The sequence below is a fragment of the Kitasatospora sp. NA04385 genome (assembly GCF_013364235.1).
In the GTDB taxonomy this organism is placed as follows: Bacteria; Actinomycetota; Actinomycetes; order Streptomycetales; family Streptomycetaceae; genus Kitasatospora.
In genome coordinates, this window is record NZ_CP054919.1 from 6368707 (window position 1) to 6381086 (window position 12380).

The following is a 12380-nucleotide window of genomic DNA, read 5'->3' on the forward strand; positions in this document are numbered from 1 at the left end:
GGCGAGTTGAACCACCCGGCGCGCCGCCCCCACCGGAACCCCTCCGCCCGACCGCCGTCCGTGAGCGGGCCCGGCCTGGACGCCGGGCCCGGGGCCGGGGGATCAGCCGGTCGCCGCCGCGGGTGCGGCCGGGGCGGGCGGCGTGCCCAGCAGGTCGCCCACCGAGGCGGTCACGGAGCGCAGGAAGCCCGGGTCGAACGGCCCGTACGTGCGCAGCCCGGCCGCCGTGCGGGGCGACAGCAGGTGGCCGAGCCCCGGGTGCACGGTCAGCCGCGACTCCAGGCCGCCCGCCGTCGCCGCCCGGTGCAGCAGGTGGGCGTGGCGCGGCGGGGTCGTCCAGTCCTCGGTGCCGACGTGCACCGCGACCCGGCCGCGCAGGCCGGACAGGCGTCGGTACGGGGCGGGCTGGGCGTACCAGTCCCGCCAGAACGAGGCGGGGGCCGTGCCGTCCGAGCCGTCCAGCGCGCCGCGCTCCCAGGCGTCGTACTCCCAGGCCAGTTCCGCGCGCAGCACCTCCGGCTCGGCGCGCGGGCCGAACCGCTCCGGCAGGTCGAACTCCTCCCACCAGCCGCTGCGCCCGGACAGGTCGGCCCGGGCCGCGGCCAGGTCGACGCTGCCGTCCGGGCCGGTGAAGGCGCCGGACAGCAGCCACTCCAGCCGCCGGTCCAGGCCCAGCCAGCGCTGGAACACCGGGCCGGCCTCGACCTTGGGCGCGACCAGCACCAACACCGCCTCGCCGCCCAGCCGTTGCGCCGCCGCCAACGCCACCTCCGCGCCCATCGACACGCCCAGCAGCGCCACCCGCCGGCCGTCCACCCCGGGGTGCGCCCGCAGCAGTTCCACCGCCCGGACGGCGTCGTCCACCAGGCCGGTGAAGGTGAACCGGGGCGAGCCCGCCCCGCCGCGGCGGTCCTCGGTGACGAACCTGGTGTCGAACGAGGCCGCCGCGCACCCCGCCCCGGCCAGCGCCGCCCCCAGGTCGGCGAACAGCCGCACCGGCCCGTTCCCCGACACCTCGGCGGGCAGCGCGGCGTCCGCGTCCCACGCCCCGAACGGCTGCAGCAGCAGCGCCACCGGCGCCCGCGCGGCCCCGTCCGGCACGCGCAGCCGCACCGCGCGCCCGTCGTCCAGCGACAGCCCGTCCCCGTTCATCCCTGCTCCCCGCCCGTCTGCGGGTCCGCAGAGCCCGCGTCCGAAAAGCCTTGCGTCCGAAAACCCCTCCCCGGGGCCGAACGCCCGGGGCCCGTAGCATCCCGCGCATGGCGATGTTCGTGCACCTGACTTCGGCGGCCGACGCGCCGCGCGTGCGGCGTTCCGGGATCAGGGCGGACAGCCGGGGGCCGGGCGGGGCGCGCGGGGTGTACTGCTTCCCGGTGCTGCCCTCGTACACGCTCACCCACCAGTGGCTGCGCGAACTGGCCCGGCGCGGGACCAGGGGCGGGATGGTGGCCGTGCACGTGCGGCTGGACGACGGGCAGCAGGTGCTGGCCGGGCACTACGCCGGGCGCACGCGGGACGAGCACCGGCCGGTGACGGCCGCCGAGGCGGTGCGGCTGATCGCGGCCCGGGACGACCCGCGCGGCTGGGAGGTGTTCCTGCCCCGGGCGGTGCGGCCCGCCGAGGTGCACCGGATCCGCACCGCCCCGCAGGTGGTCGGCTGGCGCTACTGGCCCGGCTCGAACGGCGTCCGCCCCTGCACCTGCTTCGGCTGCCGGGTGCGCGGCGAGTACGGCGGCAGCCGCCTGCGCGCCCGGCTGCCGCACCCGCTGGACGGCCCGCCGCCGCCCGTCCCCGTGCTGCTCGACCGGATCGCCGCGGCGGGCGACCCCGGCGACCCGGCGGCGCTCTCCGACGCGCTGCACTGGCTGGGCATGCGCCGCCGCGGCCCGGTCCCCGAGCTGGCCCCGCTCGCCGCCCACCCCGACGCCCGGGTCCGCGCCGAACTGGTGTGGGCGATCGGCCGCTGGTCCACCCCCGGCGTCGCCGCCCTGCTGGACGGCCTCGCCGACGACCCCGACCCGGAGGTGCGCGAGGCGGTCGAGGCCGTCCGCGAACCGCTCTGACCCCGTCGCCGGACCCCGCCCCGGCCCCGCTCCCGAATTATTTCCCGGCCCGGTTCCGTGCGGCTTGCCATACTTCCCGGATGGACGAGGTGGACCGGGTGGATTCGGCGGGCCGGGCGGACCTGGCGGAGGGGCGGGCCGCGGTGGCGGCCCGGAGCTGGCTGGCCGGGCGGGGTGTCCGGTCGGCGGGCGACGGGTGGGTGAGCGACGGACAGCCCGGGGTGCCGCTCACCGCCAACCAGGTGGCGCACTCCTGGGCCGCCGGGGTGTTCGCCGAGGATCTCGACCGGGCCGGTCAACTCACCCTGGCCTTCGGCTTGTTGGACCTGCTCGACGACTACTGGGTGACCTGCGAGATCGGTTCCGCGCACCGGGGCGAGGACGGCCCGCTGCCCGCCGACGTGCTGTGGGACGGCTACCGGCAGCGCCTGGAGGCGGAACGGGACGCCGAGGCGGTCACCCACTCGCTGTGGGTCGACTGGTTCGAGGACCGCGCCACCGCCGCCACCGCCTTCGCCGAAGTCCTCGGCGACGACGTCGAACGCGTGGTGAGCGAGCCGACCGCACCACGGCTGCGCCGGGCCCGCCGGGTCCTGGAGCACTCGGGCCCGGTGCCCTGGACGGTGAAGGAACCCGCCTACCGCACCGCCGCCCGCCTGCCCGCCCTGCACCCGGCTCTGTTCCGCGCGCTGCTGGCGAGCCACCGCGACGTCCACGGCGACGTGGCCCCGGCCCCCGCACTGGCCCTGCTCGACCGGCTCGACCTCCCCGCCGGGACCCCGCACCTCGCCGACCTGCGCCGGACGTTCGCCCGCTCTTGACTCCCGCCCCGCCGGGCCGGGTGGGGCGTTCGCCGGGGGTGCCGCTGCCCGCTCGATCCGCCGGGGGCGGGCGGGCCGGTGGGCATAATGGCGGGCATGGGACGGGTGGCGGTGCGGCGGGTGGTGGCGGGCCGGAACGGGGCGGGGCTGCTCTGCCTGGTGGCGATGGTGGCGGCCTTCGTCGAGCTGACGGCGGTGCGGGGGCCGTTGCCCCGGCTCGCCGCTGAGCGGATCCAGCAGGCCGGAGGCGGTGCGCTGGGCGTCAAACTGCTGTTCGTGGTGGGCCTGTTCTGCGCGGCGACCGCGCTGCCGCTGGTGTTCCTACGGCCCGCCGCGGCCGGTCCGGCGGTCACCGCCGCCGTGCTCGGCGCGCTCGGGGCCTTCCACGCCGTCACCGCCGTCGGGATCGTCGCCGTCCTGGTCGCCCAGTACCGGCTGGGGCGGGCCGGTCGGCTCCCGGTCGCGCTCGCGCTCGCGCTGCCGTTCCCGGTCCTCGCGCTGGCCGCCGGTTCCGACCCCGACCTGCGGGTCCGGCTCGGGCTGCTCGCGGTGCTCGCCCCGGCGGTTGCCGCGGCCGGTCTGCAGCGGCGTGCGCGCGGGCAGCGCGCGGTGCACGAGGAGACCCGGCGGCTGGCGCTCGGCGCCGTCGCGGAGAACGCCGTGCGGGCCGAACGGGCCAGGATCGCCCGGGAGTTGCACGACGTGGTGGCCCACCACGTGTCGATGATCGCGGTCCGGGCCGAGACCGCCCGGCTGGCCACCCCCGGCCTGCCCGCGCAGGGCGCCGAACGGCTGCTGGAGATCGGTGACGCGGCCCGCGACGCGCTCGCCGAGATGCGCTGCCTGCTCGGCGTGCTGCGCGAGGACGGCGAGGCCGCCGACCGCGCCCCGCAGCCGGGTCTGGCCCGGCTGGGCGAACTGCTGGAGGAGGCCCGCCGGGCCGGCGGGGGAGTGGTGCGCCTGGTGGTGCGCGGCGCGCCCGCCCCGCTCGACCCCGGGGTGGAACTCGCCGCCTACCGGATCGTCCGGGAGGCGCTGACCAACGCCCGCCGGCACGCCCCCGGCGCCGCCGTCGACGTCGAGCTGGCCTACACCGCCGCCGCCCTGGAACTGCGGGTGCGCGACAACGGCCCCGGCCCGGACCCGGACCCGGCCGACGACGGGCACGGCGGGCACGGCGGGCACGGCGGGTACGGCGGGCACGGCCTGCTCGGCATGCGCGAGCGCGCCGCCGCGGTCGGCGGCACGCTGCGCACCGGCCCCGGCCCCGGCGGCGGCTTCGCCGTCGAGGCGGTCCTCCCCCGGAGGCCGCGGTGAGCGCCGGGCCGCTGCGGATCGTGGTCGCCGACGACCACCCGGTGATCCGCTCCGCGTTCGCCGCCCTGCTGGACAGCCAGCCGGACTTCACCGTCGTGCGCACCGCCGCCGACGGCACCGAAGCCGTCCGGGCCTGTCGGGAGGAGCGCCCCGACCTCGTCCTGATGGACATCCGGATGCCCGGCACCGACGGCATCGAGGCGACCCGGCAGCTCACCGCCGACGGCCCGAACCCGCCCCGGGTGCTCATCCTCACCACCTTCGACCTGGACGAGTACGTCTACGAGGCGCTGCGGGCCGGCGCCAGCGGCTTCCTGCTCAAGGAGGTCACCGCCGAGCGCCTGTTCGAGGCGGTGCGGGTGGTGGCCGCCGGGGACGCACTGCTCGCCCCCGGCGTGACCCGTCGGCTGATCGCCGAGTTCGCCGCCATGCCGCCCCGCGACGCCCCGGCCCCCGGCGCCGGGTCCGCGGCCGCCCCCGCTCCGGAGCCCGAGCCGCACCCCGCCGCCGAGCGGCTGCGCACGCTCACCCCGCGCGAGACCGAGGTGCTGCGGCTGGTCGCCGAGGGCCTGTCCAACCCGGAGCTGGCCGCCCGCCTCACCGTCACCGAGGAGACCGTGAAGACCCACGTCAGCCGCATCCTGGCCAAACTCGGCCTGCGCGACCGCACCCAGGCCGTGGTGACCGCGTACGAGACCGGACTGGTGGTGCCCGGCCGCGGCCGCTAGCCGGGCGCGGGCGGTCGGGTGCGGGCGGTCGGGTGCGGGCGGTCGGGTGCGGGCAGCCGAGCGCGGGCGGTCGGGCGCCCGCGGCAGGACCGGCCGGGGGACCGGGGGGAGACTGGACGGGGCGGCACCGATGAGTTCGCCCGTCCCGGTCCGTCCGCACTCCTGACCGGACCACCCACTCCCCGGGAGCACACCATGGGAAGCATCGACATCGAGCTGTTCGCCACCCTCGACCTGGTCGGCCAGGCCCCCGGCGGCCCCGAGGAGGACCCGGACGGCTTCACCTTCGGCGGCTGGCAGGCCCCGCTGATCGACGAGGTCTCCGGCGCGCAGGTCGACGCCGCCTACCGGGGCACCGACGCGCTGCTGCTCGGGCGCCGGACGTACGACATCTTCGCCGCGTACTGGCCGCAGGCCGGGGACAACCCGTTCGCCGAGCTGTTCAACCGCGTCCCGAAGTACGTCGCCTCGCGCGGCAAGCCCGAGCTGAGCTGGGCCGGGTCCGAGCTGCTCGGGCCCGACCTGCCGGCCGCCGTGCGGGAGGTCCGCGAGCGGCACCAGCGGGTGAAGGTGGTGGGCAGCCTCGACCTGGTGCAGACCCTGCTGCGGGAGAAGCTGTTCGACCGGCTCGACCTGTGGGTGCACCCGATCGTGCTGGGCAGCGGCAAGCGGGTGTTCGGCAGCGGCGCCGTCCCCAGCAACCTCACCCTGCTCGAACCGCCCGCCGCCGGCCCGCGCGGCACCGTCCTGCTGCGCTACGGCCTGGCCGAGGGCGTCCCCGCCACCGGCGACATGAGCAAGCCGAACGAGGGCTGAGCCGCCTCCCCGCCGGAGGCCCGCGCGTCAGACCTCCGGCGGCAGGCCCGCGCGTCAGACCTCCGGTGGCGGGCCCGTGCGTCAGACCCCCGGTGGCAGGCCCGTGCGCCTCCTGCGGGGGAGGCGCCGTAGCTCCGGCGGGGGACGGTGCCCGTCCCGCCGGGCCCGGAAGACCGCTCCCGGCCGTGACGACCCGGCCGGGCCCGGGTTCCTACGCTCGGTCACCATGGAGCAGAACACCACCGACCGGGCCGCGACGATCCATGTCGCGGGCCTGCGCAAGCGGTTCGGGGCGAACCAGGCACTGGACGGCATGACCTTCACCGTCGGCCCCGGCCGGATCACCGGCTTCGTCGGCCCCAACGGTGCCGGGAAGTCCACCACCATGCGGGTGATCCTCGGTCTGGACGCCCCCGACGAGGGGACCGCCCTGGTCGGCGGCCGCCCCTACCGCACCCTGCGCCGCCCCTTCGCGCACCTCGGCGCGCTACTCGACGCGGGCGCCCTGCAACCGGGCCGCACCGCACGCAACCACCTGCTGTGGCTGGCCCGTTCGCAGGGCATCGGCCCCGCCCGGGTCGACCAGGTGCTGGCCGCCGCCGGACTGCGCGAGGCCGCCGGACGCAAGGCCGGACAGTTCTCGCTCGGCATGCGCCAGCGCCTGGGCATCGCCGCCGCCCTGCTCGGCGACCCGCCGGTGCTGATGCTCGACGAACCCTTCAACGGGCTCGACCCCGAAGGCTTCCAGTGGATCCGCGCCCTGCTCGCCGAACAGGCCGAACGCGGCCGGGCGGTCCTGGTCTCCAGCCACCTGATGGGCGAACTCCAGGACACCGCGCACCATGTGATCGTGGTCGGCCGCGGCCGGGTGCTCGCCGACACCACCGTCGCCGACCTGCTGGCCGGCGCCTCCCGGGGCCGGGTCACCCTGCGCACCCCGGACCTGGACGGCGCGGTGCGGGCCCTGGCCGGCGGCGGCGCCACCGTCAGCTCCACCGGCCCCGACACCGTCACCGTCCTCGGCCTGCCCTCCGAACGGATCGTCGCGCTGCTCGGCACCGAGGGCGTCCCGTTCACCGAAGTCGCCGCGCACCGCGCCTCGTTGGAGGAGGCGTACCTCGAACTCACCCGGGACGCCGTCCAGTACCGCAGCGGCAGCGCGGGGGAGGCCGGGCGATGAGACGACTCCTGGATCCGGCCGTCGACTTCGGGCGGCTGCTGCGCGCCGAGTGGACCAAGCTGCGCACCGTGCCCGGCTGGGTCGCCACCGTGGCCGGCGCGCTGCTGGCGATCGTCGCGGTCGGCCTGCTCGGCACCGCCGCGAGCAACCCGTACCCGGGCCGCACCGAACTCCCGGTCGGCCCCGACGGGGAGGCCGTCAACGACAGCTTCTCCTTCGTCCACCGCGAACTGTCCGGCGACGGCACCCTGACCGTCCCCGTGCTCGGCCTCACCGGCATCAAAGCCGAAGGGAAACAAGGGAGTTCACCCGGACCGGTGGCCGAGTGGGCGAAGGCCGGGATCATCGTCAAGGCCGGCCTCGACCAGGGCTCCGCGTACGCGGCGGTGGCCGCCACCGGCGGGCACGGCGTCCGGATGCAGTACGACTACACCCACGACACGGCCGGACGCCCCGGCCTCCCCACCGCCGACGCCCCGCACTGGCTGCGGCTGACCCGCGCCGGCGACACCGTCACCGGCTACGACTCCGCCGACGGCCGCACCTGGACGCCGATCGGCACCGCCCGCCTCCCCGGCCTGCCCCGCACCGTCCGGGTCGGCCTGTTCGCCACCTCCCCCGAACTCGCCGAGGACACCGGCACCGGCCCCGGCCTCACCCCCGCCGTCGCCACCGGCCGCTTCGGGCCGCCCGTCCTCTCCGACGGCTGGACGGGGGCCGGCGATTCGGGCGTCGACGGGACGGGCGTCGACGGGACGGGCGCCGACGGGACGGGCGCCGACGGGACGGGCGCCGACGGGACGGGCGTCAACGGGACGGGCGTCAACGGGACGGGCGGAGCGGGGACGGGGGCCGGGGATCCGGGCGCCGGGTGGACCGGCGGTCGGGTCGGCACCGACGCGGGCACCTCCGGCAGTTACCTGGCGGGCGTCGAGGCCGGGCACACCAGCGACGCCACCGGGTTCACCGTCACCGGCGCGGGCGACATCGCTCCGGTGGTCGGCGGCCCCGCCCTGGCCGGCGGCCGGGTGATCGAGAACTTCCTGGTCGGCACCTTCGTCGGCCTGATCGCCCTGGCCGTGGTCGCCACCGGCTCCGCCACCGCCGAGTACCGGCGCGGCCTGATCGCCCTGACCTTCATCGCCGCCCCCCGCCGCGGCCGGGTGCTGTTCGCCAAGTCCCTGCTGCTCGCGGCGGTCTCGCTGCTCACCGGCACCGCCGCCGCCGCGCTCGCCGTCCCGCTCGGCACCGCCTGGTCGACGTCCCACGGCTTCCCGGTGGCCACCGTCCCGGACGCGGTCCGGCTGCGGGTGGTGCTCGGCACCGGCCTGGTGCTCGCGGCGGCGGCCGTGCTCGCCCTCGCCCTCGGCTTCCTGCTGCGCCGCGCCGCGGTGGCGATCACCGCCGTCGTCGCCGCGCTGGTGCTGCCGTACGTACTGGCCACCTCCGGTGCGCTGCCCACCGGGGCGTCCGAGTGGCTGCTGCGGATCACCCCCGCCGCCGGGTTCGCGATCCAGCAGAGCCTGCCCCGCCTCCCGCAGGTGGCCACCCTGTACACCCCCGACTCCGGCTACTACCCGCTCTCCCCGTGGGCCGGACTCGCCGTCCTGACCGCCTGGGCCGCCGCCGCCCTGGTCGCCGCCGTCCTCGTGGTCCGCCGGAGGGACGCATGACGCAGCACCCCGCCCCGGTTCCCGGCCGCGCGCCCGCCCCGGCTCCCGGCCGCGCGCCCGCCCCGGCTCCCGGCCTCACCCCCGACTCCGCCTCCGGCCGCGCGCCCGGCCGCGTCCTGCGTGCGGAGTGGACCAAGTTCCGCACCGACGCTGCCCACGCCTGGCTGCTGCTCGTCCTGGTCCTGCTGACCGTCGGGGTCGGTGCGGGCACCGTCGCCACCACCACCTGTCCCGACCCCGGCTGCGGCGTCGACGCCCCCCGCACCGCGCTCACCGGCGTCCTGGCCGGGCAGGTGGCGGCGGCCGTGCTGGGCGTGCTGGCCGCCGGGAACGAGTACCACACCGGCATGATCCGGACCACCCTGGCGGCCGTCCCGCGCCGCTCCGCCGTCCTGGCCGCCAAGGCGCTGGTGCTGTCCGCGGCCGTGCTCGCCGCCGGGGCGCTGGCGGTGGCCGGCTCGCTGCTCGCCGCGCGGCTGCTGCTGCCCGGCAACGGCTTCACCGCCGCCCACGGCTACCCCGCCCTGACCCTCGCCGACGGCCCCACCCTGCGGGCCGCCACCGGATCGGTGCTCTACCTGGCGCTGGTCGCCCTGCTCGGCCTCGGCGCGGTCACGGCCGCCCGCGACTCCGCGACCGCGATCGGCGCCGTCCTCGGCCTGCTGTTCGCCTTCCCCGTCCTGATCAAGGTGGTCGCCGACCCGGACTGGCAGCGCCACCTGCGCCAACTCGCCCCGATGCCGGCCGGGTTGAACGTCCAGGCCACCCTGGGTGTCGACCGCCTCCCGATCGGGCCCTGGCCGGGCCTGGGCGTCCTGGCCCTGTGGGCCGCCGCCGCGCTCGCCCTCGGCTGGGTGGTGCTGCGCACCCGGGACGCCTGATCCGCGGTCAATCCAGGGCTGAACACCAGCATGGAGGCCGCTGTCGGCCAGACCTCCGTGTCGTGTCATGTGATGGCGCGTCACGGATGTCGCGTCACCAACGGCGCGTCATCGATGTCGCGACACCAATGTCGCGACACCGGCGTCGCGTCACCAATGGCGCGTCATCGATGTCGAATCACATGATGCCGGGTCAAGTGCTGCCGCGTCACGGATTCGTTCCGGCGGGCGGGTGCGGCATCCGTCGGGCGTGCGGGGCGGGTCGGGCACGCGGAGCAGCGTCGTTGCAGGTCGGCGACGGGGTGCGGTCAGGGGGTCCGGCGGGGTGCGGACGTGCGTGTCACAGCACTGTCCTCGGCGCGGTACGGGCGGAACGGTTCGTCCGGGTGGGGCTGTCCTGGCCTTCGTAGACCCGCTCGCGCCGAGCAGCCGGCACTGCCGACCCACCCCGAGGAGAACACCATGCGCGTCCGCAAGCTCGCCTTCGTCACCCTGACCGTCGCGGCCGCCCTCTCGCTCACGGCCTGCCAGGACGACGAGACGGGCGCCCCGACTGCCACCGCTCCCACGGGCTCCGCCGCGTCCACCGCGTCCACCGCTCCGAGCGGCAGTCCGGCGAAGGGCGGTGCGGCGTCCACCCCCGCGCCGACCGGTACCGGCGGGGCCGCGAAGACCGCCAAGTGCCGGACCGAGGACCTGACCATCACGGCCGCGGACCGCACCATCGGCGGCGACGCCGAGAACACCGTGGCGGTCGAGCTGAAGAACCACAGCGGCAAGGACTGCGCCATCTCCGGGTACGCGGGCGTCGACCTGCAGACCTCGGCGGGCCCGCTGTCCGCGCAGCGCTCCGGCGAGCCGGTCGTCGCGAGCGTTCTGAAGGCCGGCAAGTCGACGTACTTCGGCATCAGCTACCCCGCCAACACCTCGGGCGGCTCCGGCATCCGGATCACCGGCCTGGTGATCACCCCGCCGGACGAGACCCGGTCGGTCACCCTGGCCTGGCCGGGCGCCGGTTCGCTGCCCGTCACGGACGGCAGCGGCTCCCCGGTCAAGATCGGCCCGATGGGGAGCGCCGGCCAGGGCGAGTGACGGCCAGGGCGTGACGGCCGGTCGATGCGGTCCGGTCGAGGTCGGCGTGCGCGGCAGGCCGTCCGAACGCGCCGGGCGATGTCCTTCCGGGCCGGTACGCGTGTTCTCCACGATCCGGAACCGCCCCCGAACGCGCGAGGATTGCGTCCCTGCCCCGTCGGCGCCCCTGCACCACCCCGGCACCACCCCGGCACCGCCCCTCGTCCGGCGGGCGGCCGGTCGGTGACGGTGTGCGCACGGGGTGCTTGCCGGTTTCCGAACGTCTGGTTCGCCTTGCCCGCCGCGACAGGGCTATCCTCTGGCCCAGGTTGCGGGCATGGGGCCCGGAAGGTGTCTGGGGGTTGGCATGGTTGCCGGTCGCGTGGTGCGGTTCGACGGTTCGCGGGGTTACGGGTTCATCGCTCCCGACAAGGGCGGGGAGGACGTCTTCCTGCACGTCAACGACCTGCTGATCCCCGAGTCCTACATCCGTACGGGCCTGGCCGTGGTCTTCGAGATCGAGGACGGCGACCGCGGCCCGAAGGCCTCCTCCGTCCAGCTCGCCCCCGGCGTCGACCCGAAGGCCCCGGTGGCCCCCCTCGCCGACCGGGTGCCCCGTAGCGTGGACGACGACGACCAGCTCGCCTCCGACGACTACCTCGACGACGTCACCGAGGCGCTCCTGGAGTCCGCCCCCTCCCTGACGGGCACCCAGATCCTCCAGGTCCGCACCGCGATGCTCCACCTGGCCAAGAGCCACGGCTGGATCGGCTGAGACGCGGCCCGGGCGGCCCCTACCTGCCGCTGCTCCCCGTTCCGGGCTGCCGGAAGGCTCCCTTCGGGCCGGTGCCTGAGGTCCCCGTGCCTGAGGTCCCCGTGTCCGGGGCCCCCGTGTCCCGGTCCGTCGCGTGCGGGGCCGCCATGCCCGGGGCGACCGCGTTCGGAGTTCCCGCGCTGAGGGTTCCGGCGAGGAGGGCCAGGGCGGCGGCGGACGGGGTGGTGGGGGCGGTGCTGTAGAGCAGGAGGCGGTGGGTGGTGCCGTCGGAGAGCGGGAGGCTCTCGAAGTCGAGCTCGATCGGGCCGACCAGCGGGTGGTGCAGGGACTTGCTGCCGACGGCGCAGTCGCGGACCGGGTGGCGGGCCCAGAGCGCGGCGAACTCCGGGCTCTGAATGGCGAGTTCGCCGACCAGCTGGGCCAGTCTCCGGTCCTCGGGGTGGCGGCCGACGGCGAGCCGGAGCGCGGCGACGGCGGTCCTGGCGTCCTCCTCCCAGCGGGTGTGCAGCTCGCGGGTGTGCGGGTCGAGGAAGAGCAGCCGGGTCAGGTTGGGGCGGTCGGCGGGCCGGTCGGGGGCGTCCGGGTCGAGGTGGCCGGCCAGCAGGGCGTGGCCGAGGGCGTTCCAGGCCAGGACGTCGTTGCCCCGGTCGAGGACGACGGCGGGGACCTGCGGCATCGCGTCGATCAGGTGCTTGGTCGCGGGCCGGACCTTGGCGGGCCGGTGCTGCGGCGCGCGCCGGACCCGGGCGGGGCGGGCCAGGTCGTAGAGGTGGGCGCGTTCGTCGCCGGTCAGCCGCAGGGCGCGGGCGAGCGCGTCCAGGACGCCGTCGGACGCGTTGGCGCTGTGGCCCTGTTCGAGCCGGGTGTAGTAGGTGACGCTGACCCCGGCGAGCAGGGCGAGTTCCTCGCGGCGCAGCCCGGGCACCCGCCGTCGGCCCGGGTACGGGGTCAACCCGGCTTCCTCGGGGCTCAGTTGTGCACGCCGGTTGCGCAGGTACTCGCCGAGCGCGGTCGATGTCTCCATGGCGTCCAGTCTGCCCGCGCGGGGCGGTTCC

At 76.8% G+C, this 12380-nt stretch carries 12 protein-coding genes; 10 read left to right on the top strand and 2 right to left on the bottom strand.

Annotated elements, in window-relative coordinates; translation table 11 throughout:
- Positions 1-102: 102 nt before the first annotated feature.
- A complete protein-coding gene (locus HUT16_RS28215) occupies positions 103-1152 on the bottom strand; it encodes a S9 family peptidase (protein ID WP_176190858.1) in 1050 nt (349 codons plus the stop codon).
- Between the two features lie 107 nt (positions 1153-1259).
- On the opposite strand from HUT16_RS28215, the gene HUT16_RS28220 reads away from it, so the two are divergent.
- The 10 genes from HUT16_RS28220 (at position 1260) to HUT16_RS28265 (ending at position 11325) form a co-directional block, all read left to right on the top strand.
- A complete protein-coding gene (locus tag HUT16_RS28220; protein ID WP_176190859.1) occupies positions 1260-2063 on the top strand; it encodes a HEAT repeat domain-containing protein in 804 nt (267 codons plus the stop codon).
- A gap of 80 nt (positions 2064-2143) precedes the next feature.
- Positions 2144-2884: a hypothetical protein gene (locus HUT16_RS28225; RefSeq protein ID WP_254898021.1), complete on the top strand. Its 741-nt coding sequence runs from the start codon at positions 2144-2146 to the stop codon at positions 2882-2884.
- 96 nt (positions 2885-2980) lie between these two features.
- Positions 2981-4201 (top strand): sensor histidine kinase, encoded by a 1221-nt coding sequence (locus HUT16_RS28230; RefSeq protein ID WP_254898022.1) that lies wholly within the window; start codon positions 2981-2983, stop codon positions 4199-4201.
- Entirely contained in the window at positions 4198-4929 is a 732-nt protein-coding gene (locus HUT16_RS28235) for a response regulator transcription factor (RefSeq protein ID WP_176190860.1), read from the top strand. The genes HUT16_RS28230 and HUT16_RS28235 overlap by 4 nt, the downstream gene beginning before the upstream one ends.
- A 195-nt stretch (positions 4930-5124) precedes the next feature.
- A complete protein-coding gene (locus tag HUT16_RS28240) occupies positions 5125-5745 on the top strand; it encodes a dihydrofolate reductase family protein (RefSeq protein ID WP_176190861.1) in 621 nt (206 codons plus the stop codon).
- A gap of 226 nt (positions 5746-5971) precedes the next feature.
- Entirely contained in the window at positions 5972-6925 is a 954-nt protein-coding gene (locus HUT16_RS28245) for an ABC transporter ATP-binding protein (protein ID WP_176190862.1), read from the top strand.
- Positions 6922-8598 (top strand): hypothetical protein, encoded by a 1677-nt coding sequence (locus tag HUT16_RS28250; protein WP_176190863.1) that lies wholly within the window; start codon positions 6922-6924, stop codon positions 8596-8598. Before HUT16_RS28245 ends, HUT16_RS28250 begins: the two co-directional genes overlap by 4 nt.
- Positions 8595-9479, top strand: a complete 885-nt coding sequence (locus tag HUT16_RS28255; protein WP_254898023.1) for an ABC transporter permease subunit — start codon at positions 8595-8597, stop codon at positions 9477-9479. Before HUT16_RS28250 ends, HUT16_RS28255 begins: the two co-directional genes overlap by 4 nt.
- A gap of 462 nt (positions 9480-9941) precedes the next feature.
- Positions 9942-10571: a DUF4232 domain-containing protein gene (locus HUT16_RS28260; protein WP_176190864.1), complete on the top strand. Its 630-nt coding sequence runs from the start codon at positions 9942-9944 to the stop codon at positions 10569-10571.
- A 346-nt stretch (positions 10572-10917) separates the two neighbouring features.
- A complete protein-coding gene (locus HUT16_RS28265; protein ID WP_176190865.1) occupies positions 10918-11325 on the top strand; it encodes a cold-shock protein in 408 nt (135 codons plus the stop codon).
- Between the two features lie 19 nt (positions 11326-11344).
- On the opposite strand, the gene HUT16_RS28270 is transcribed toward HUT16_RS28265, so the two are convergent.
- Positions 11345-12349: a helix-turn-helix domain-containing protein gene (locus HUT16_RS28270; RefSeq protein WP_176190866.1), complete on the bottom strand. Its 1005-nt coding sequence runs from the start codon at positions 12347-12349 to the stop codon at positions 11345-11347.
- Positions 12350-12380: the final 31 nt, after the last annotated feature.

Bases quoted from the DNA above. Each gene is read 5' to 3' on its own strand.
- HUT16_RS28215 (WP_176190858.1), bottom strand. From the start codon at position 1,152: ATGAACGGGGACGGGCTGTCGCTGGACGACGGGCGCGCGGTGCGGCTG.
- HUT16_RS28220 (WP_176190859.1), top strand. From the start codon at position 1,260: ATGGCGATGTTCGTGCACCTGACTTCGGCGGCCGACGCGCCGCGCGTG.
- HUT16_RS28225 (WP_254898021.1), top strand. From the start codon at position 2,144: ATGGACGAGGTGGACCGGGTGGATTCGGCGGGCCGGGCGGACCTGGCG.
- HUT16_RS28230 (WP_254898022.1), top strand. From the start codon at position 2,981: ATGGGACGGGTGGCGGTGCGGCGGGTGGTGGCGGGCCGGAACGGGGCG.
- HUT16_RS28240 (WP_176190861.1), top strand. From the start codon at position 5,125: ATGGGAAGCATCGACATCGAGCTGTTCGCCACCCTCGACCTGGTCGGC.
- HUT16_RS28245 (WP_176190862.1), top strand. From the start codon at position 5,972: ATGGAGCAGAACACCACCGACCGGGCCGCGACGATCCATGTCGCGGGC.
- HUT16_RS28250 (WP_176190863.1), top strand. From the start codon at position 6,922: ATGAGACGACTCCTGGATCCGGCCGTCGACTTCGGGCGGCTGCTGCGC.
- HUT16_RS28255 (WP_254898023.1), top strand. From the start codon at position 8,595: ATGACGCAGCACCCCGCCCCGGTTCCCGGCCGCGCGCCCGCCCCGGCT.
- HUT16_RS28260 (WP_176190864.1), top strand. From the start codon at position 9,942: ATGCGCGTCCGCAAGCTCGCCTTCGTCACCCTGACCGTCGCGGCCGCC.
- HUT16_RS28265 (WP_176190865.1), top strand. From the start codon at position 10,918: ATGGTTGCCGGTCGCGTGGTGCGGTTCGACGGTTCGCGGGGTTACGGG.
- HUT16_RS28270 (WP_176190866.1), bottom strand. From the start codon at position 12,349: ATGGAGACATCGACCGCGCTCGGCGAGTACCTGCGCAACCGGCGTGCA.